21 protein-coding genes are annotated in these 19,058 nt (G+C 38.8%); 9 read left to right on the top strand and 12 right to left on the bottom strand.

Annotated features, from left to right (window positions below):
• Positions 1-8: 8 nt before the first annotated feature.
• Complete coding sequence (locus tag ACW6NC_RS02370; protein WP_457863576.1) at positions 9-554, bottom strand: CvpA family protein; 546 nt, start codon at positions 552-554, stop codon at positions 9-11.
• Between the two features lie 46 nt (positions 555-600).
• Between ACW6NC_RS02370 and ACW6NC_RS02365 the strand changes: the two genes are divergently transcribed.
• The 4 genes from ACW6NC_RS02365 to ACW6NC_RS02350 all read left to right on the top strand — a co-directional run bounded on the left by ACW6NC_RS02365 (position 601) and on the right by ACW6NC_RS02350 (position 2,659).
• Complete coding sequence (locus ACW6NC_RS02365; RefSeq protein WP_457863575.1) at positions 601-957, top strand: hypothetical protein; 357 nt, start codon at positions 601-603, stop codon at positions 955-957.
• A gap of 58 nt (positions 958-1,015) precedes the next feature.
• Positions 1,016-2,035: a phenylalanine--tRNA ligase subunit alpha gene (gene pheS, locus ACW6NC_RS02360; protein ID WP_457863574.1), complete on the top strand. Its 1,020-nt coding sequence runs from the start codon at positions 1,016-1,018 to the stop codon at positions 2,033-2,035.
• A gap of 61 nt (positions 2,036-2,096) precedes the next feature.
• Positions 2,097-2,264 (top strand): hypothetical protein, encoded by a 168-nt coding sequence (locus tag ACW6NC_RS02355; protein WP_457863573.1) that lies wholly within the window; start codon positions 2,097-2,099, stop codon positions 2,262-2,264.
• Positions 2,264-2,659: a hypothetical protein gene (locus tag ACW6NC_RS02350; RefSeq protein WP_457863572.1), complete on the top strand. Its 396-nt coding sequence runs from the start codon at positions 2,264-2,266 to the stop codon at positions 2,657-2,659. Before ACW6NC_RS02355 ends, ACW6NC_RS02350 begins: the two co-directional genes overlap by 1 nt.
• Positions 2,660-2,699: 40 nt before the next feature.
• On the opposite strand, the gene ACW6NC_RS02345 is transcribed toward ACW6NC_RS02350, so the two are convergent.
• Complete coding sequence (locus ACW6NC_RS02345) at positions 2,700-3,695, bottom strand: NAD(P)H-dependent glycerol-3-phosphate dehydrogenase (RefSeq protein WP_457863571.1); 996 nt, start codon at positions 3,693-3,695, stop codon at positions 2,700-2,702.
• A 356-nt stretch (positions 3,696-4,051) separates the two neighbouring features.
• On the opposite strand from ACW6NC_RS02345, the gene lysM reads away from it, so the two are divergent.
• Positions 4,052-4,555 (top strand): peptidoglycan-binding protein LysM, encoded by a 504-nt coding sequence (lysM, locus tag ACW6NC_RS02340; protein WP_457863570.1) that lies wholly within the window; start codon positions 4,052-4,054, stop codon positions 4,553-4,555.
• An 887-nt stretch (positions 4,556-5,442) separates the two neighbouring features.
• Here the strand turns inward: lysM and nadD are convergent.
• The 4 genes from nadD to ACW6NC_RS02320 all read right to left on the bottom strand — a co-directional run bounded on the left by nadD (position 5,443) and on the right by ACW6NC_RS02320 (position 8,516).
• Positions 5,443-6,027 (bottom strand): nicotinate (nicotinamide) nucleotide adenylyltransferase, encoded by a 585-nt coding sequence (gene nadD, locus ACW6NC_RS02335; protein ID WP_457863569.1) that lies wholly within the window; start codon positions 6,025-6,027, stop codon positions 5,443-5,445.
• On the bottom strand, positions 6,020-6,613 hold the full coding sequence (gene gmk, locus ACW6NC_RS02330; protein ID WP_457863568.1) for a guanylate kinase: 594 nt from the start codon (positions 6,611-6,613) through the stop codon (positions 6,020-6,022). Before gmk ends, nadD begins: the two co-directional genes overlap by 8 nt.
• Entirely contained in the window at positions 6,614-7,471 is an 858-nt protein-coding gene (locus tag ACW6NC_RS02325; RefSeq protein ID WP_457863567.1) for a YicC/YloC family endoribonuclease, read from the bottom strand.
• A gap of 67 nt (positions 7,472-7,538) precedes the next feature.
• Positions 7,539-8,516, bottom strand: a complete 978-nt coding sequence (locus tag ACW6NC_RS02320; RefSeq protein ID WP_457863566.1) for a YheT family hydrolase — start codon at positions 8,514-8,516, stop codon at positions 7,539-7,541.
• An 84-nt stretch (positions 8,517-8,600) separates the two neighbouring features.
• On the opposite strand from ACW6NC_RS02320, the gene ACW6NC_RS02315 reads away from it, so the two are divergent.
• Positions 8,601-9,089, top strand: coding sequence for an acyl-CoA thioesterase (locus ACW6NC_RS02315; protein ID WP_457863565.1), 489 nt, complete (start codon positions 8,601-8,603; stop codon positions 9,087-9,089).
• Here ACW6NC_RS02315 and ACW6NC_RS02310 read toward each other — a convergent pair whose 3' ends face one another.
• From ACW6NC_RS02310 to ACW6NC_RS02300, 3 genes are read right to left on the bottom strand one after another with little or no spacing between them, the layout of a single operon-like run.
• The gene (locus ACW6NC_RS02310; RefSeq protein ID WP_457863564.1) at positions 9,090-9,986 is read right to left on the bottom strand and encodes a DMT family transporter; all 897 of its coding nucleotides are present in this window, start codon (positions 9,984-9,986) and stop codon (positions 9,090-9,092) included. It abuts the gene before it with no gap.
• Positions 9,979-10,332, bottom strand: a complete 354-nt coding sequence (locus ACW6NC_RS02305) for an arsenate reductase family protein (RefSeq protein ID WP_457863563.1) — start codon at positions 10,330-10,332, stop codon at positions 9,979-9,981. Before ACW6NC_RS02305 ends, ACW6NC_RS02310 begins: the two co-directional genes overlap by 8 nt.
• A gap of 11 nt (positions 10,333-10,343) precedes the next feature.
• Entirely contained in the window at positions 10,344-11,096 is a 753-nt protein-coding gene (locus ACW6NC_RS02300) for a PdaC/SigV domain-containing protein (protein WP_457863562.1), read from the bottom strand.
• A gap of 89 nt (positions 11,097-11,185) precedes the next feature.
• Between ACW6NC_RS02300 and ACW6NC_RS02295 the strand changes: the two genes are divergently transcribed.
• A complete protein-coding gene (locus tag ACW6NC_RS02295; protein WP_457863561.1) occupies positions 11,186-12,328 on the top strand; it encodes a cystathionine gamma-synthase in 1,143 nt (380 codons plus the stop codon).
• A 59-nt stretch (positions 12,329-12,387) separates the two neighbouring features.
• Here ACW6NC_RS02295 and ACW6NC_RS02290 read toward each other — a convergent pair whose 3' ends face one another.
• Both ACW6NC_RS02290 and ACW6NC_RS02285 read right to left on the bottom strand, forming a co-directional pair.
• On the bottom strand, positions 12,388-13,614 hold the full coding sequence (locus ACW6NC_RS02290; protein ID WP_457863560.1) for a cysteine desulfurase-like protein: 1,227 nt from the start codon (positions 13,612-13,614) through the stop codon (positions 12,388-12,390).
• A complete protein-coding gene (locus ACW6NC_RS02285; RefSeq protein WP_457863559.1) occupies positions 13,614-15,977 on the bottom strand; it encodes a prolyl oligopeptidase family serine peptidase in 2,364 nt (787 codons plus the stop codon). The genes ACW6NC_RS02290 and ACW6NC_RS02285 overlap by 1 nt, the downstream gene beginning before the upstream one ends.
• A 185-nt stretch (positions 15,978-16,162) precedes the next feature.
• On the opposite strand from ACW6NC_RS02285, the gene ACW6NC_RS02280 reads away from it, so the two are divergent.
• Positions 16,163-16,990, top strand: a complete 828-nt coding sequence (locus ACW6NC_RS02280; protein ID WP_457863558.1) for a hypothetical protein — start codon at positions 16,163-16,165, stop codon at positions 16,988-16,990.
• Positions 16,991-17,073: 83 nt separating this feature from the next.
• Positions 17,074-18,621: a M20/M25/M40 family metallo-hydrolase gene (locus tag ACW6NC_RS02275; protein ID WP_457863557.1), complete on the top strand. Its 1,548-nt coding sequence runs from the start codon at positions 17,074-17,076 to the stop codon at positions 18,619-18,621.
• Between the two features lie 61 nt (positions 18,622-18,682).
• Here ACW6NC_RS02275 and ACW6NC_RS02270 read toward each other — a convergent pair whose 3' ends face one another.
• Positions 18,683-19,045 carry a hypothetical protein gene (locus ACW6NC_RS02270; protein ID WP_457863556.1) on the bottom strand — a complete coding sequence of 121 codons (363 nt, stop codon included), beginning with the start codon at positions 19,043-19,045 and terminating at the stop codon, positions 18,683-18,685.
• Positions 19,046-19,058 lie beyond the last annotated feature (13 nt).

Genomic DNA, 19,058 nt, shown 5'->3' with positions numbered 1-19,058 from the left:
AGGCCCGATTAATTTCGGGCTTTTGTTTTTTCAGGATAATGGTCAAAATCTTTGAGTAGGTCTTGTTCTTTGGCCTCCCTTATGATAGAGGGTAATACCAATGGCGCAATACTTTCGATGGGTTCATAGAGAACCGAATGTTCCAGGCTTTCCTGTGGGACAATATCAATTTCCTCATTGGTGGCTTTAAAGAACATTATTACCACACTGACCAGAAAAGCTACTTTAATTAAACCAAAGGCCCCTCCGAGGAATTTGTTCACCAGTCCTAAAGCCGCAAAAGCAGCTATTTTTGTAAGAATTCTTCCGGCCAGGGAGATCAGAAATACAATTAAAATAAAGGTGATAGCAAAAGCAATAAGATTTACATACTGAGTGTCCCATCCCATATTCTCGGAAAAGAAATCGGCCAGAATATAGGAGAAATGAATTGCTGCATAAATTCCTAATACAATCCCTACTAGCGAAGCTACTTCTGCCAGGATACCTCTGAAAAATCCTCTTATTAGTCCATAGAGTAGGATAAGGGCAAGAACAATATCTATTGTATTCATACTTCAAATATAGTAATTTCAATAAGTAAGATATTATCTTTGCGCTATGGCAAGAGATGAACAATTAAAGGAACGCTGGGAAGGGCTGCAGCAAAAGCTTTCAGCTCAGTTTGCAGATGGAGAATTAATGGACCTTGATGCGATAATATACGTGATCGGAGTACAGGAATTAGGACAGGTGCACCGAAAGTTTAAAAAAGATCATAAAATTGATCTTATGCATATAGCTATATGCAGACTTTTGGAACCATACGGATATTATGAATTTGATTATTTTGATGAAGATGGTTGGCCCCATTATAAAACTCTTGAACAATTACCTGTTCTTAAAGCCGGGGAACAAAGCGTTTTGATGAAAGAAGCCATCGTACAATATTTTATTCAGAATGGTTATATTGATTAATTGCCTGCTGAAAAATTGATTTTTACTAAATTTGCCTTTCTGAAAAAGAAAAGTATTCATGATAGACCAAATAAAGGAACACATTGCTGAAGTTGAGGCATTTAAGGCTGAAACTGCTGACCAGATTGAAACTTTCCGTATTAAGTACCTTGGGAAAAAGGGAATTTTAAACGGTTATTTTGCCGAATTCAAATCGGTACCAAATGAGCAGAAAAAGGATTTTGGTCAGGCAGTAAATGCTTTGAAAAAAGCTGCTGAAGCAAAAGTGACTTCCCTAAAAGAAATGTTGGAGAGTAAGCAGGAAGAAAAAGGCGTCTACGACGATCTGTTCCGACCGGCCGAACCCATAGAAATTGGTTCTCGCCATCCGATATCTATCGTTAAAAATCAAATAATCGAAATATTTTCAAATATTGGTTTTAATGTTTCTGAAGGGCCAGAGATCGAAGACGACTGGCATAACTTTACCGCATTGAATTTGCCGGAATATCACCCGGCCCGCGATATGCAGGATACGTTCTTTATTCAGACAGACCCCGACATCTTGTTGCGTACCCATACCTCTTCAGTGCAGGTAAGGTATATGGAGAAGAACAAACCCCCAATCAGAACCATTTCTCCTGGACGGGTATTTAGAAATGAAGCCATCTCGGCACGTTCTCATTGTATTTTTCATCAGGTAGAAGGACTTTACATAGACAAGGATGTGAGTTTTGCCGACCTAAAACAAACTTTACTATACTTCACTAAACAGCTTTTTGGTAAATCCAAAATAAGGCTTAGACCTTCTTATTTTCCCTTTACCGAACCCAGTGCCGAAGTTGATATCTACTGGGGACTGGAAACTGAAACCGATTACCGCATAACCAAAGGAACCGGTTGGCTTGAGATTATGGGTTGCGGTATGGTGGATCCAAATGTGCTTAGAAACTGTAATATTGATCCAACGGAATATTCAGGATTCGCTTTTGGAATGGGGATAGAAAGAATTGCTATGCTGCTCTATCAAATTGGGGATATCAGGATGTTCTACGAGAATGATGTTCGGTTCCTGGAGCAGTTTAAATCATCTATTTAAAGAATTATTCAAGTAAGCCTACTTTGATAATTATAATTAACTTGTGAAAAAATAATGACTTATGAAAACAGTTGGTTTAGTTATCTTAGGCATTTTCGCCCTTGCGGTAATAATTATTCTAATTGTTGTAGAATTAATTGAACTTGCTTTAGGAATGATCCTATTAGGAATAGCTGCGCTTATACTCTGGGGCATATATAAATGGGCAAAAAATAAAGTTCGAGATTAGTGAAAGAAGATATCAACATACCTGAGGTGAAAGGTGTTTATTTGGCAGCGGTCAAACAATTCAATAAAGACTTTAGGGCTGAGGAATGGAATGCTTATCTCATAAACGACCGGGAGGATACACTGGAAATGGTACTTATTGTTAGTCGTGGTTTTTCAGAAAAGGATTCTACCTCGGTCATGCGCCATAAAATTGAAAAGTTACCACCTAAATCTTTTGCTAAGATCGAATTCCTTCAGGATGAAGTGCTGGCATTGAATAACGAATTTCAGGTGACTTTTTTTGCTGAAAATAAGATGTTTGATAAAAAATTCCTCTTCAGAAAAAATACCATCAACGAAAAGGCACTGAGCGAACTTCCCTTAATACCTGAAAAAGGGGTATTGCTAAAATAACTTTTCAGCATTTTTTAAAAAATTTAAAAGAAAATTGCGTCTAGTTTAACTTTTCTGCGAGCTTTTTAAATACTTTCTTCGGATTTTTTCCTTCGTATAGAATTCCGTAAACTGCATTGATAATTGGCGTTTTAGCTCCTATTTCCTGGTTGATTTTATAGGCGCTCTCAGTGGCATAAAAACCTTCTGCGATCATGCTCATCTCCATTTGGGCGCTTTTTACGGTATAGCCCTTCCCAATCATATTTCCAAACATACGGTTACGGCTAAATACTGAATATCCCGTAACCAAAAGATCCCCAAGATATGCTGAATCATTGATATTGCGTTTCATCTTATGCACCTTCTTAATGAATTTCTTCATCTCCCTGATGGCGTTGCTCATCAATACGCTTTGAAAGTTATCTCCGTAGCCAAGCCCGTGTGCAATCCCAGCGGCAATGGCGTAAATATTCTTCAGCATTGCGGCATATTCGGTTCCTGTAACATCATCACTTATCTTACATTTAATGTATTCACTACTAAGGTGGCTTGCAACCACTTTGGCTTTTTCTTCATCGCTGCAGGCTATAGTAAGATAAGAAAGGCGCTCCAGGGCAACTTCTTCCGCATGGCAGGGTCCCGTAATCACACCTATATTTTCAGCGGGTACCTTATGGAATTTTTCAAAATGCTCTCCTACTATGAGGCTTGATTCGGGTACAATTCCTTTAATTGCCGAGAAGATCACTTTCCCTTCCAGAGAAACTTTAAGCCTGTCGAGCTCTCTTTTCAAAAAAACAGAAGGAATGGCAAAGATAAGATAATCAGCTGCTTCCACCGTTTTGTTGATGTCCGAACTCAGGTCAAGTTGGTTGATATCGAATTCTACTGAACTGAGGTAATTGGGATTGTGCTCCTGTTTTTTCAGGTGCTCAATGGCATAGGTGCTCCGCATATACCAATGAATGGTTTCTACGTTTTCACTAAGCATTTTTACAATTGCAGTCGCCCAGCTGCCTCCGCCAATAACGGCAAAAGAAGGAGATTTTTCCATAATTAGATTTTCTATTGCCAAAAATAAACAAAATAAAAGGATAAAGAAACCAGGAAAATTAGGAGGCAACCAGAGATAATAATTATAAATTATTTGAAATTTAACATGTTAAAGTAATCCTTAGGAGCAATCTTTCTGAAAGGCAGCTCGTTATTTATTTGTTCTTTAATCCAAAAAGGAGAAGAATGGATTTTCTTAGTTTTTTTGGTTGGTTATTTAGTTTGGAAAACGCCGCTAGGTCTTTTGATCTTCCGGCGTTTTTTTAGCTAAAAAAATCTAACAAAATTTTAGGAGGAGTTTTGGATTTTTAATGTGTTTGCTTTCGTAATTTACTGTAAACAAAAAGGTCAAAAAAGATGGGAATATTTTCATTTATTAAGGATGCCGGAGAAAAGATCTTTGGCCGAGATAAAAAAGAGGCCGAAAAGCCAACTGAAAAAACCGAAAACACCCAAGAAAAAGCGGAACGTGAAAATGCGAGGGCTGCTTCCAAATTAGAGGAAACTCTTCAGGATCTTAAATTAAATGTGGAAAATTTGAATATTAAGATCGAAGAAGATATCGCAACCATCACCGGAAAAGCTCAGGACCAGAGTACCAAGGAAAAAGTAGTACTGGTGGTCGGAAATTCAGAAGGGATTGCAAAGGTGGACGATAGAATGACCGTAGATAAAACCGAACCCGAAGCCAAGTTTCACTCCGTTGAACGTGGAGATACTTTAAGCAAAATCGCAAAAGAACATTACGGCGATGCAATGAAATACCCGGTGATCTTTGAAGCTAATAGGCCTATGCTTAAAGATCCTGATAAGATATATCCGGGGCAGGTACTTAGAGTTCCGCACTTGGAAAGAAAATAAAAATAAGACTGTTTAAAAATTTTGAGGAAGTTACATTGAGGGCAGACGACGTCCTACAGCTTGTAGTTCCACGATGAAAAAAGTAGGTTCAATCAGCTAAACTGAACGGCCAAAAAAGGTTTTTAAACAGTCTTTCTTTTTAAGAATAATTCCTTTTCATGACGACCAATATCCTCTTGATTAATATAAAACCTTTGCTTGGGATGGTTTAAGAGATTTTGATCCTAATAATTCATTAGGTAGTATCGATGAGGATTATGGTCAATATCGGAATGAGGTTACTCTTAACTTTAATATAACCTGCGATGAATAAATTTCTTTTACTATTTTTTCTGTCCATTCTATTCTTTTCGTGTGAGCTCTTCTCCCAAAATAAAACTGAACAAGAAGAAGGGAGAATAATATCGATATTAATAGATGAGCTGGCGATGCCATTTCCAGTGCCCCCTCCGCCTCCTAAAGATGGAACCCGGTGAAGAAAATTAATATTGATTCTTTGAAGAAGCTGAAAGTGCGGTTAGTAGTTGATACCACAATGTTTCAGGCTAAAATCAATCATAATCTGCCTGAAGGTTATAATAAATTTAAATTTTTAAAAAATGAATAAAAAAAATTACCAGAAAAATCAATCAATAAAGATTTTATTAAAAGTAAAAAAGGTCATCATTTAATTTTTGGCGCATCCCTGGACGATTATGTTGGTAAATACTCTCAAATGGTTGCTTTTTCGAGAATTTCCTTCAATTCTGAATTTAATAAGGCAGTACTACTTGCTGGCCATAAAACCCATGAATTGGCAGGTTTTATGAATCTTTATCTTTTGAGGAAGAAAGATGGAGAGTGGAAAATTATTTATAAAAAGAATGTAGAGGTTTCTTAAAGAAGGTTTACCTGTAAAAATTCATCAACTTGATATAGTCCCAAACTGCTGCTGGCAGCATAGGTTTTATATTTTTCTCCATTTTTATCGCCTGCCTTATGAAAGTTGAAGAAATTTCCATAACCGGGGCGGCAACCCGGGTAATCTTTGGGTGATCCTTAAATTGTTCTTTAAGTTCGCCAGCGGCCATTCTCGGATAAACATAGAGCTGATGATTCTCCAGAATCACCTCATAATTCTTCCACTTTTGAAAGCTTTTCAGGTTGTCTTCCCCCATAATGGGGCAAAACTCGTTGCTGGGATATTTCTCCTGAAGATGGGCAAGTGTAGTTACGGTGTAGTTAGGCTGAGGCAGCCCAAATTCGATATCGCTGGGCTTTAAATTCTCGAAGTCTTCACAAGCCTTATAAACCATTTCCAGACGATGATGATTTTCCAGTAAACTGCTCTTCTTTTTTAAGGGATTGTGGGGGGTAACCACCAGCCAGACTTCTTCTAAGTCTGAAAATTCGGCCATATGATTAGCAATTATTAAATGGCCAATATGTACCGGATTAAATGTACCAAAGAACAAACCTACTTTTCTATTCATTTTCCCCCGGCTTTTTCGCGTTCACATAACTTGAAACTAAATCGTAGGCCTCTTTAAGGGCGGTTTCCAAATGATGGTTTTCAATAATAAAATCAAACTGAGGGGCCGTTGCAAGTTCTATAGAAGCTTTCGCCACCCTCATATTAATTTTATCATCGCTTTCGGTCTTTCTTTTTTTAAGTCGAATCTTTAATTCTTCTATACTTGGCGGTTTTACAAAAACCGCGAGGGTCTTTTCCGGATAAATGTTTTTTATATCCAGGCCTCCCACCACATCGATATCAAAGATAACATTCTTACCCTTAGCCCAAATTCGTTCTACTTCAGCTTTTAAAGTACCGTAGAAGTTGTCACGATAAACTTCTTCCCATTCAAGGAATTCATCGTTTTTTATCTTTCTTTTAAAGTCTTCGGTAGAAAGAAAGTAATAATGCTTTCCATCTACTTCATCACCTCGGGGTGCACGTGAGGTCGCTGATATGGAGAATTCCAGGTTAAGTTCCTTCTGTTTTAATAAATGTTGGACTATCGTGGTCTTTCCTGAGCCGGATGGCGCCGAAAACACGATAAGTTTACCATCGCTCATTTAGAGTACGTTTAAGAGTTGTTCCTTTATTTTTTCCAGCTCATCCTTCATTTGGACCACCAATTGCTGCATGGGAGCGTAATTGGATTTACTACCAATAGTATTGATCTCGCGACCCATTTCCTGGGAGATGAAGCCCAATTTTCTTCCATTTGAATCCTCGGAATTAATGCTTTCCATAAAATAATCGAGGTGGTTTTCCAGCCTTACTTTCTCTTCAGTAATGTCGAATTTCTCGATATAGTAAACAAGTTCCTGTTCAAAACGGTTTTCATCTACATTTTCCCTGAGGTCAGCTATACCTTTTTTAAGACGTTCCCTGACGGCTTCAACTCTTTCAGGGTCAATTTTTTTTATCTCTTCAAGCAATTTACCAATATTTTCAACCCGGAGTTTGAGATCTTTTTCCAGGGCTTTACCTTCTGCATTTCTAAAATCATTGATCTCTTCAAGGGCTTCTATTACCGCTCCTTCGATAGCCTTGAATTCACTCTCGTCAATTTCTTCACGAACTGTGCTTAAGGAATCAGGCATTCTCACTGCCATTTTCAGCAACTCCGTTTCATCGCCGTTAACAATTAGTTTTAATTGTTCAATATATTTTCGCACAACTCCGGGGTTTACTGAAGCCGAGGTCTCTTCACCTGTGATTTCCACAAAAAGAGAAAAATCTATTTTTCCCCGGATAAGGGATTTAGCTATAGTATTTCTAAGTTGAAGTTCTTTCTCGCGATATTGTGAAGGAATACGCGCATTTACATCAAGGTTTTTACTGTTTAGAGATTTGATCTCTACGGTAATCTTTTTGGCCGGAAGTTGCGTAACGCTTTTTCCAAAACCTGTCATTGACTGAATCATAGGCGATTTTTAAGCTTGCGCAAAGATAATCAATTCTAAAGCAGCGCAAAGCGAGCTAAAGGCTATTTTAAAACACCGTTTTAGAAAAATTCTTAACAAATTCCAAGGCCCGTTCCTCGTGATAATATGTTTTTTTATTCTGAATAAAACCTACATGTCCCCCGTGGGCGGGAATCTCCAGATGGAAATTTTCTGAATTTTCTGCTATTTCTACCGGATATGAAGTTTTCGATAAAAACGAATCATTTTCAGCATTGATGAGTAAGGTGGGGATTTTAATATTTGGTAAAAATCGTAGGGAACTGCTTTTCTGGTAATAATCTTTCGCATTTTTAAAACCATGCGCCTTGCTGGTATAAAGTTCGTCAATATCACGCAGGGTCCTGCAATTAGCGATCTCTTCTTTGGTTATTTTATCCGGGTAAATAAGATGCCGCCGGAACAATTCTTTTTTTAGGTTTCGCACAAAACGTTTTGAATAGATAATATTCCGGGTCTGGTTTAGTTCCTCAAGAGAAGCTCCGAGATCACAGGGCGTTGAAACCGCCACGGCCGAAATTATTTCTGAAGGAATATCAAAAGTCTCGCCCAAATATTTTAACATTAGATTTCCGCCCAGGCTAAATCCCACCAAAGCGATCCTAGTATATCTTTTTTCAGCTAAAATATGTTTTAAAACGGCTTCTAGATCTTCGGTTGCTCCAGCATTGTAGCTGCGGTAAAGTCGGTTCATCGCTCCACTACAACCCCTGAAATTCATTGATGCGGTGTCCCAACCAGATTCAGCAAAAATTCGTCCCATGCCTGTCATATATGGACGCTGCGCATTTCCTGCAAGTCCATGAAGAAGGAGTACTAACTTTTCACTGTTTCCCTCAGGAGAGAAACTGCGGTCAAGATCAATAAAATCTCCATCTTCCAGTTCTATGCGATCGCGTTGGGTGGTGGAAAAAGGTACTTTTCTAAGGGTAGCGGCAAAAATGGTAGAGAAATGAGCATTCCTAAATATCCGGGGGCCAGTATATGTGCTTTTTACCAATGGCATAGGTGGCTAATTTCAGTAATTTAATTTTAAATGCAATAATTATGCGTGCATAATATTTATTATTAATTTTATGAAAAATTAGCGATGTACATTAAAGAATTTGATATTCGTTGGAGTGATATAGATGCCAATCGTCACCTGGCTAACACAGCATACATAAATTTCATGAGCCATACCAGAATGAGCTTCTTAATGGAAAATGGTTTTGGCCACAAAGAATTGGCAACATATAATTTAGGCCCAGTGGTGTTTTATGAGCACATGTATTATTTTAAAGAAGTATTTGCTGGTCAACCTGTGAAAGTGACCCTCGAATTAAAAGGCCTTTCCGAAGATGGGATGTATTTTGAATTCCTGCATAATTTTTACGACCATAAAGGAAGGAATTTCGCCAGCTGTGAGATGATGGGAAGTTGGATAGACCTAAAAGAGAGGAAACTCACTAAACTTCCACCGGAATTGTTCGATAACCTAAACGGACTTTCTCATACAGATGACTTCAGGACCTTAACAAAAGAAGATACCAGAAAGTACGGAAAACGTCCACAGCATGTTGAACCGCACCAACTTTAATTACGCTCTTAATTCGGTTTTCTTTTTGGTGACCATATAAACTCCGGCAAATACCAGCATGGCGGCAATAACCTTGGTGAGATTCAGCGAATCGGCACCTGTACTTATAGCATACACGATTGCGATAAGCGGTTGCAGGTAAATAAAGGCACTTATGGTGGAAGCTGAAAGTTGTTTTAGCGCATAAATATTAAGCAAATATGTAGAAAAGGTAGTGCCTACTACAACGAAGGCCATTTTCCAAATGGCGTCAAATGGTAAACTACTCCATTGAACACTGGTAAATTCATCAATGGTGATAGGGAGGTTTATAAAAACGGCAATGAGGAATAGCCATTTCATAAGAGTAAAGGGATGATATTTAGAGGTTAAAGGTTTTACAAGAATCAGGTAAAGCCCGTAGGAAAAGGCGTTCACAATAAAAAGTACATTTCCCATAGGAATATTAGGTGCATTGCTCCCTGTGTCTGCGCTAAAAAGAACCAAAATTAGTGCTCCTGCAAGCCCAATAATTATTCCTATACTTTTTAAAATTGTGATGCGTTCCCGTATCAAAATAGAAGCCAGGATTAACACCATCACCGGGGATAGCGTTACGATCACCGAGCTGTTTATAGGTGTTGATAGACTTAGGCCTTTGAAAAAGAACAGCATATTTATCACCATACCAAAAACAGCACAACCAAGGATACGTGGCCAGTCTGAAGTTGCTATTTTCTCTCGTGGCCCAAGGAAACTAATTGCCCAAAATAATATCGCTGCGCCAAAAACCCTAAGGAAAATAAACCCAAAAGGTTCAATGTGGAAGGGCATCACCCCTTTGGCTACCGTATGGTTCACCCCATAAATAGCACTGGCAATGGTTGCTGCAATAATTGCCAGGGCTCTATTACTCATTTATTGAGTTTTTCGCAGCTTCAATTGTTTTTTTTAAATTCCCTATAAAGATATCATCATTATTGATAATCACAGGGCGTTTCAAAAATGTGTAGTGTTCTAGAATAAGATTTCTATATTGGTCTTCGGTGAGTTCTTCAAGGTGTAGTTCTTTTTCTCTGTAGCGTCGGGCTCGTTTGCTGAAAAGAGCTTCATAACTTCCGGCTAGCTCCTTCATCTCATCGATTTGCTCTTCGGTGATCCCTTCCATTTTTATATCCTGAAGTTTAAAAGCGGCTGGAGGATCCAGTTCTTTAAGGATTCTTCTATTTGTATCACAGCTTGAGAGGTGATAAATCTTTTTCATATTGAAATACCTTATAATTCAATCTTTATATATTCTGAAATTTCAGTTTGAGAAAACTCCATCCGATATGGCCCATCGGCGTAGGCCGCAATCTCGTACGCATTATAATAGAGGATAACTTTAGTATTATTGAATCCTATATTTTGCGGAAGGTGGAATTCATCATTTTCGAAAAATAGCCCTGTACTGTTTATAGATTTTCCTTCTGGGATTCCCTGTTCTTCCCTGAATCTATGCTCTATAAAGTTTTTGAAGTCTTCGGTGAAAAGTTCATCCTGGGAGTAAATCGCCCCGGTATCAGGATTAAAATTCAGCCAGGTAATACTACTGTAGCCATGTGCCCCACCTTCAAAAACTTCAGAATTAAACTGAATAGAAATAAGTTTATCAGACTCATAACTAATTTCACCATAAACCGTAGCTTCCCAAGGAGTATTATATCCAGGGAAATCATCTTTCGTTTTCTCGTAATTCTGGATGAAGATATTTGCAATATTTTCTACCGATTCCATATTGGGCTCATCTTCATAACCCAATATATAACTTAGATGATTTTGAATTTCTTCATTAATTTCCTTTTCCCGTGAGCCAGAACCAGAAGCCAAAGGGAAATTAAGATTTATAAAGCTGCATTTTTCCGCTTCCGGGTTACAGTTATCCGCTCTTCTTTCCACTGAATTGCTCGAGAATTCCAGAATTTTGGTTTCCTGCTCGCAAGCGGAAAAAAGCAATAATAGGCTAAAAATAGGGAGTAGCTTTTTCAATTTTAAGGTTGTTAAACTGAATGATAAAGGTACAGCCAATTTTGCTAATGCCCAATAGGTATGCTACATTTGCTTTAAACTCAATACATATGAAATTCAATACCAAAACAATACATGGGGGGCAGGATAATACAGATCCAGCATATGGGTCGGTAATGCCTCCTATTTATCAAACCAGTACGTATTCTCAAAGTACCCCCGGCGGACACAAGGGATTCGAATATTCTCGAAGTGGAAATCCAACAAGAACTGCCTTGGAAAAATCCCTTGCAAGTATTGAGAACGCCAAATTTGGTTTGGCATTTGGTTCTGGGCTCGCTGCTATTGACGCAGTTATGAAGTTATTCCGACCTGGTGATGAGATTATCTCGACCAATGATCTTTATGGAGGATCTTACCGTCTTTTTACCTCCATTTTTGAGAATTTCGGAATAAAATTTCATTTTATCGGGATGCAGGATGCCTCAAAAATTGAAGAGTATATTAATGAGAACACCAAATTAATCTGGGTAGAAACACCGACCAATCCCATGATGAATATTATCGATATCGCGGCGGTTTCTCAAATTGCCAAGAAACACAGTTTGTATCTCGCAGTAGACAACACCTTTGCTACTCCATATTTACAGCAGCCCATGGATCTGGGGGCAGATATCGTAATGCATAGTGCAACAAAATACCTTGGTGGCCATAGTGATGTGGTAATGGGTGCCCTTGCGGTCAATGATGAAAAACTTGCTGAAAGATTATATTTCATTCAGAATGCCAGTGGTGCGGTTTGCGGACCTCAGGACAGTTTTCTTGTGCTTCGTGGTATAAAAACTTTGCACCTGCGAATGCAAAGACACTGTGAGAATGGGGAAGCAGTTGCGAAATTCCTCAAAACCCATCCAAAAGTAGACAAGGTATATTGGCCTGGTTTTGAAGATCACCCTAACCATGATATCGCTAAAAAACAAATGACAGGTTTTGGTGGAATGATCTCTTTTACCACCAAGGATAATACCCTGAAAAGCGCAACCAACATAGTTGAGAACCTTCAGGTTTTTACCCTCGCGGAATCACTTGGGGGAGTGGAATCACTGGCTGGACATCCGGCAAGTATGACCCATGCTTCAATTCCACAAGAGGAAAGAGCAAAAACCGGTGTTGTAGATTCACTTATTCGTCTAAGTGTAGGTGTAGAGGATAAAGAAGACCTAATAGAAGATTTAAAGCAGGCTTTGGGATAATTTGAGTTTAAGTCAAGATATTTGCCACGAATTTTTTCGGAATTCGTGGCTTTTTATCCTTAAAGGATTATTTTCAACACCTCAATCAACCTTTTCACCTCTTCTGCATTATTGTAGTGCACAAGGCTAATTCTCACTACACCATTTTTTTCTTGCAGCTCCAGATCCTGGATGAGTTTTTTTGCATAAAAGTCTCCAAACCTGATACCGATGCGGAACTCATCTATTTTTTTTACAATTTCATCACTTTTCTTTCTTGCGTGCACAAAAGAGATGGTAGGGACCCTTTTTGTTCTATCAGCTTCCGGGTAACCAATAATCCTGATGTCAGAATTCCCTTTTAAGTAAGTCAATAAAAGACCACTTATCCTTTCTTCATAGCGTGCAACAATATCAAAGCTTTTGGCCAGTTTTTGCTGGGGGTTTAATTTTTTAGTATTTCGGAAATGCTCCCGATAGAATTCCTCATAATATTCGGTGATTCCCAGTAGACTGTAGGTGAGTTCAAAATTTAAATTCCCTGGCTGAAATTTATAAGGCACATCTTTTTTGCTGAAAAAATAATGGTTTATTCCCTCCATTTCATATAATAAATCATATTTCCCGAACATAACAGCAAGATGAGGACCATATGCTTTATACCAGCTAAAAACATAAAAATCGACATCAAGTTCTCTTACATTCACCTGCCTGTGAGGCGCATAAGCAACACCATCAACACAAATTAATGCCCCGGATCTGTGGACGATCTCAGTAATCTTCTTTATTGGATTTATCGTCCCAAGTATATTTGATACATGAGTTACTGCAACCAGCTTTGTGTGCTTAGTAAGCAATTTCTCAAGTTCGGAAAGCTCCAGTTCCAGGGTTTCGGGGTTTACTTTCCAGATCTTAATCTTAATTCCTTTTTTTTCCAGGTCGGTCCAGGGTGAAATATTGGCTTCGTGGTCGGTATTGGTAACTATTACCTCGTCGTTTTCCTGCCATTGTTCACTAATACAAATGCTTAATATACGCAGTAGCATACTTGAGGATGGACCTATAACCACCTCTTCAGGACGGGAAGCATTGATATATTTTGATACTTCATTTGTTGCGTAACTTAATTTTTCGCCAGCTTCTCGGGATACTTTGTAAGATGCACCTAATTGTACATTATGATGTAATAGATAACCGCTTATTCTCTCAGCAACCTTCGCCAGGGTCTGTGATCCACCAGCATTATCCATATAGGTAAAGTCCTGTTCCAGGGCCGGAAATTGCCGACGTACAAAATGTATATCCATTACTTCAGAAGACTTTCGTTAAACAGTTCTAGAATACGCTTATATTCATCGGTCCAGCTGCTGGGTTCAACAAAGCCATGGTCCTCAACCGGATAAACGGCCATCTCCCAGTCCTCTTTACCAAGCTCTATAAGGCGTTGTGCAAGTCTTACAACATCCTGAAAATGTACGTTCACATCAAGCATGCCATGGGCGATGAGGAGGTGGCCTTCCAGACCTTCAGCAAAATAAATTGGAGAAGATCTGCGATAAGCAATGGGATCAAGTGCAGGTTCATTTAATATATTAGAAGTGTATCCATGATTGTAGTGTGCCCAATCGGTCACCGATCTCAATGCGGCCCCAGCTTTAAATGTTTCCGGTTCAGTAAACATTCCCATTAAAGTAATAAAACCACCGTAGCTGCCTCCGTAAATACCCACTTTCTCAGGATTAATATCATGTTCCTCGATAAGATATTTAACCCCATCTACCTGGTCACTCAGATCTTTTCCACCCATATGGCGATAGATCCCGGTTCTCCAGTCCCTGCCATAACCTGCACTACCTCTGTAATCAATGTCAATTACAGTATAACCTAGGTCCGTTAGGAGGTTGTGGAACATATATTCTCTAAAATAACTACTCCACCATTTATGCACATTTTGAAGATAGCCTGCCCCATGAACAAAGACGACAGCGGCGTTATTTTTGGTTTCCGCATTTGGAGAATAAAGTCTAGCGGGAACCATCGCTCCGTCTTTCGCTTCAAATTCAATCATTTCAGGTACTCGCCAAGGATATGATTTAAATTCTGCCGACTGTCCGTTGGTTAATTTTTCAGCTTTGGCATTCGCACCAGTTCTCTTGAGATATAATTCCCAGGGTTGATTGCTGTAGGAATGTCTGATAGCCATATATTTCTCATCCGGGGAGAGATGAACTTCATTGTTTCCTGGCATCTGGGTTAATTTCTCCTTTTTGCCCCCCATAAGCGGCATCTTATAGAAATGCCTTTCTCCTGGTCCGACCTCCGAAGTAGTTAGAAACCAATGATTTTTATCATTGGATAATTCGGGATCAAAAACTTCGTATTCCCCACTGGTAAGTGCCTTTTTATTTCCGTTTTCTACATTTAATAAATAAAGGTGAGAATAGCCTGTTTCCTCACTTTGGAAATAAATATGTTTGTTATCCGGTAACCAACCAAAAGTACCTCCTCCATAATAAGCATAACCGACACCGGGACCTGCGATCCAGGCTTCATCACGTTGGCGGTCAAGATTGGTTAGCTCGCCGTTCTCCAAATTTATGGATACAATCCATCTGTCTTTATTGTCCTTGGAACGAATATTGACCACTGCTTTTTCTCCGTTATCAGAAAAGTGGGCCTTTGAGGGGATTACCTCTCTCTTCAATTCTTTCCAGTCGCGATCGGGATAATCTTCGGTATAATTAGGAAGGTCCTCCAGGCCAGGGAGGGTTTCCGTATTCAGAATAAAAACCGTATCCTTTTTGAAATTATAAATGGCAAGTTCTACATTAGTTTCTTCGTCACCTACTTTTGGTCTAGCGGGAAGATTAACCGTGTATCCGGACTCATCTACATAATTAGGTACTTCAGTGTTTTTATCCCGTTTACGGGTTATGAGATTAAATGTGGCAAATTGAGCATTAGGAGCAACTTGGAGGTTGCTTATGGTCCGCTCTTCAAGGTAGAAAGTATAGTCTTCCTTTTTGGCGACCGCTTTTCGATGTGCTTCCGTTTCTTCTTTTTTAGTTTTTCTTTGTTTTACAACTCTTAACAGTTCCAGATTTTCTTTCTGTACCCACTCGTCCTTTTCAGAAATATCCTTGGATTTTTCTTCTTTTTTGTTACCTTTTTCAATATTGGTAAGCTGATCAAGCTTTGCATTTTTTAAATTGAATAGGAAGGCATTGTTACCTGAAATAAAAGTAACTAAGTTTTCATTGGCCATAAATTGTGGATCTTCAATTTTTTCAGGAAGATCGACAAGTTGGGTAAGATTGTCAGATTTAAGGTCTACAATAGCCAGGTTTTCGTCTTTTATAACGAGCTTTTTTGTTCTTTTCTCATTAAAATCTCCTGCTGCAGGAATCATTTTTCGACGTTCTTCCAGGCCAACTTTCCGGATATCATATTTATTCTGAACATTGATCTTATAAAGGGAATCTCCAGGATTAGTATCGGGATTGTAGTCAAAATAGATATTACGGCTATTATGACCCCATTGGATGTTTTCAGGGAAAGTTCCCATCCAGGAAGGGTCCTGCATTATTTTTTCAACGGAAAGGTCGCTTTCTTGTGCAAGCACAGGCATAAAAGCAATAAAAAAAAGGAATAGTAATAAGTTCTTTTTCATGAAATGAGGAAATAAAAGGGTGTGGACCCGGGGATTTTACTTTGTTAATTTTTATGAATGAGAAGCCAATATAATTAAAATTTTGTTACTGGTTTTCCTGTAATTTTATAGTAAAAGGAGATTATCTTTTGTAACTGGGTTTCATTTTTTTATTTTTAAAAGTCTGATAACCAAATATTTGTATTATGAAAAAAATTCACAAAAATGAAAATGCCTTCGGAATTCTGCTTTGCATTTTTCCTTTTTTATTATTGATTTTTACTGCTTGTGAGCAGGAAAATATACCCACTACTCAGGTCGACCAGATAAATCTGGAGATGGAGGAAAAGGCTGAAAAAGCTGCGAAAACCAATACCTATTATGGCCCTGCAGTTCCATTTGGAAATGGAGTGGTGCGCAGTCTTGTAACTATTAATCATGAAGGAAATCCCGAAGAGATAGGATTAAAAATGTCAGAAAAGGTGTTGGAAAGATTACCTGCACATATTGAAGAGTTTAGCCTTAAAATTCATAAGAAAGCAAACAAACTACCATTTGATCATATAGATCTTGGTTGGATGAAAAATGGGCATGAACCTTTCTTTTACCAGTTCCCTCATTTTGATATACATTTTTATATGATATCGAAAGAAGAAAAAATGAAAATTATAGATGATACAGAAGCCGAAATTCTTCCTGATCCACGATACTGGCCTGTTAGCTATTTTCCGGGGCCCGGTTATGAACCATATATGGGAAAACACTGGTTGAGCGGGGATGCTCCAGAACTTAAAGAAGGGGGTGTGTTTTCACAAACATTTATTTATGGTTCATATAATGGGGCATTCAATTTTCTGGAGCCTATGATTACCCTGGATTATCTACAAAAAAGATTGGATGAAAGTTTTGATATTCCTCAGCCAACGCAATATCAAGTAAACAACGTCTTTTATCCAACCCGCTATCGGATAAGTTATGATAATATAAAAAAGGAATACAAAATCATTTTATTCGATATGGTTTGGATAGATTGATTATTAATTTAACCTGATAAAGGAACTGCCCATTGAGGCGGTTTTTTTTGTGATATATTTGAAAAAAATAAAATTTACATACAATGAATAACAAATTACTCGTAGTACTTTGTGCTTTTTTGGTTTCAACAACAATTTTTGCACAAGAAGACCAGATTATACAGAGCATTATTAAAGAAGCTCAAGAAAATTCCCAATTGAAGGCACTCGGCCATGAATTAATAGATGTTGTTGGTCCAAGACTTGTGGGAACACCACAGATGGCTAATGCTCATGATTGGGCAGTGGAAAAATATGAAAGCTGGGGCATTTCTGCTGAAAACCAGCAATGGGGGACCTGGAAAGGTTGGGAACGAGGTATCACACACGTGGATCTTGTCGAACCAAGAGTTCAGAGTTTGCAGGCACGACAACTTGCCTGGAGTCCTTCCACAAAAAGGAAAGGGATTACTGCGGAAGTTGTTTTGCTTCCAGAGGCTTCGGATTCTCTTGAATTTGTAAATAAACTTGTTTCAGTGAAAGGGAAAATCGTTTTGGCTTCCATTTATCAAGCCACCGGAAGACCCGATGAGAACTGGGAAGAATGGGCTACCGAGGAATCTTTTCAGAAAATGAAAGAAAAGCGTGAGAAACAGGAAGAGGCTTGGAGGGATCGGATGCAGAGAACTGGTCATAATAATAAAAGTCTGCACCTTGCCCTGGAAGAAGCGGGAGCTGTTGGAATTGTAACTTCTTATTGGTCACGAGGATTTGGTGCGAACAAAATTTTTGGGGCCTACATCAAAAATATACCCACCATCGATATGAATCTGGAAGATTATGGCCTGCTTTACCGACTTGCAGAATATGGTGATAAACCGGAACTAAGAATTATTGCTGAATCGGAAGATCTTGGTGAAGTACCTGTTTTTAATACCATTGCAAGAATCGAAGGGACAGAAAAACCGGAAGAATATATTATTCTTTCTGCACATTTCGATTCCTGGGATGGCGGTACCGGGGCTACTGATAATGGAACTGGAACCATGGTTATGATGGAGACTATGAGGATTCTTAAAAAACTTTACCCTAACCCGAAGCGAACCATTCTTGCCGGTCACTGGGGCAGCGAAGAGCAAGGGTTAAATGGTTCCCGAGCCTTTGTAAAAGATAACCCGGAGATCGTCGAAAATATTCAGGCATTATTCAATCAGGACAATGGAACTGGGAGGGTGACAAGTATAAACGGACAGGGGTTTTTGCATTCCTACAATTTCTTAAGAAGGTGGATGGAGCCGGTGCCTGAGGATATCAAGAATGAAATTGAAACTACTTTCCCAGGAACACCTTCCGAAGGAGGATCAGACCATTCTTCTTTTGTGGCAGCAAGTGCACCGGGATTTATGTTAGGTTCGCTTAGCTGGAACTACTGGAATTATACCTGGCATACCAATTTGGACACTTATGATAAAATTGTTTTTGATGATGTGAGAAGCAACGTGATTCTAACCGCGATTTTAACCTATATGGCGAGTGAAGATCCTGAAACTACTTCCCGTGAGAAAAGTGTACTACCAGTTAACAGAAGAACCGGAGAACAAATGACTTGGCCAGAACCCAAAGATGCAACACGAAGAGGAGGCTTGGATTAACTCAATAAAATGAAATTGAATAAAAAGTCCGTAGTTCTAGAAGCTACGGACTTTTTTATGATTATCCTTCCAAAGGGGCGCCAACTGGAATGGAACAGGAATGTCCTGGCTCTCCATGGGGTGGGTTGATCTTTGGAGTTGAGCTCCTCAATCGCACCGGTGACTGAGTACTAGTATTCTGTTGGGTAGTGCCTGCCTGCTCTAAAGGTGCTCCTACCGGTAAATCACATCGATGATAAGGTTCTCCGTGTCTAGGATTCAAATCGGGTGCTTGGGAAGCATTAGTGCTGTTTTCTTGAGTAGTAGAATTCACGTTCGGCGTTGTTGTTGATTCCGAATTCTCTTCTTGTTCCTTACAGGAAGTAAAAAGTGAAAGGCTTACCACCAGGATCGAAAGTAATATTTTTGTTACTGTATTTTTCATGAGAGTTTTAATT

The sequence above is a fragment of the Salegentibacter profundi genome, from assembly GCF_054121475.1.
This window is presented reverse-complemented; position numbering and strand designations above follow the sequence as displayed.

Bases quoted from the DNA above. Each gene is read 5' to 3' on its own strand.
- ACW6NC_RS02290 (WP_457863560.1), bottom strand. From the start codon at position 13,614: ATGGATATACATTTTGTACGTCGGCAATTTCCGGCCCTGGAACAGGAC.
- ACW6NC_RS02355 (WP_457863573.1), top strand. From the start codon at position 2,097: ATGAAAACAGTTGGTTTAGTTATCTTAGGCATTTTCGCCCTTGCGGTA.
- ACW6NC_RS02285 (WP_457863559.1), bottom strand. From the start codon at position 15,977: ATGAAAAAGAACTTATTACTATTCCTTTTTTTTATTGCTTTTATGCCT.
- ACW6NC_RS02325 (WP_457863567.1), bottom strand. From the start codon at position 7,471: ATGATTCAGTCAATGACAGGTTTTGGAAAAAGCGTTACGCAACTTCCG.
- gmk (WP_457863568.1), bottom strand. From the start codon at position 6,613: ATGAGCGATGGTAAACTTATCGTGTTTTCGGCGCCATCCGGCTCAGGA.
- ACW6NC_RS02310 (WP_457863564.1), bottom strand. From the start codon at position 9,986: ATGAGTAATAGAGCCCTGGCAATTATTGCAGCAACCATTGCCAGTGCT.
- ACW6NC_RS02365 (WP_457863575.1), top strand. From the start codon at position 601: ATGGCAAGAGATGAACAATTAAAGGAACGCTGGGAAGGGCTGCAGCAA.
- lysM (WP_457863570.1), top strand. From the start codon at position 4,052: ATGGGAATATTTTCATTTATTAAGGATGCCGGAGAAAAGATCTTTGGC.
- pheS (WP_457863574.1), top strand. From the start codon at position 1,016: ATGATAGACCAAATAAAGGAACACATTGCTGAAGTTGAGGCATTTAAG.
- ACW6NC_RS02345 (WP_457863571.1), bottom strand. From the start codon at position 3,695: ATGGAAAAATCTCCTTCTTTTGCCGTTATTGGCGGAGGCAGCTGGGCG.
- ACW6NC_RS02280 (WP_457863558.1), top strand. From the start codon at position 16,163: ATGAAAAAAATTCACAAAAATGAAAATGCCTTCGGAATTCTGCTTTGC.
- ACW6NC_RS02270 (WP_457863556.1), bottom strand. From the start codon at position 19,045: ATGAAAAATACAGTAACAAAAATATTACTTTCGATCCTGGTGGTAAGC.
- ACW6NC_RS02370 (WP_457863576.1), bottom strand. From the start codon at position 554: ATGAATACAATAGATATTGTTCTTGCCCTTATCCTACTCTATGGACTA.
- ACW6NC_RS02305 (WP_457863563.1), bottom strand. From the start codon at position 10,332: ATGAAAAAGATTTATCACCTCTCAAGCTGTGATACAAATAGAAGAATC.
- ACW6NC_RS02315 (WP_457863565.1), top strand. From the start codon at position 8,601: ATGTACATTAAAGAATTTGATATTCGTTGGAGTGATATAGATGCCAAT.
- nadD (WP_457863569.1), bottom strand. From the start codon at position 6,027: ATGAATAGAAAAGTAGGTTTGTTCTTTGGTACATTTAATCCGGTACAT.
- ACW6NC_RS02295 (WP_457863561.1), top strand. From the start codon at position 11,186: ATGAAATTCAATACCAAAACAATACATGGGGGGCAGGATAATACAGAT.
- ACW6NC_RS02275 (WP_457863557.1), top strand. From the start codon at position 17,074: ATGAATAACAAATTACTCGTAGTACTTTGTGCTTTTTTGGTTTCAACA.
- ACW6NC_RS02320 (WP_457863566.1), bottom strand. From the start codon at position 8,516: ATGCCATTGGTAAAAAGCACATATACTGGCCCCCGGATATTTAGGAAT.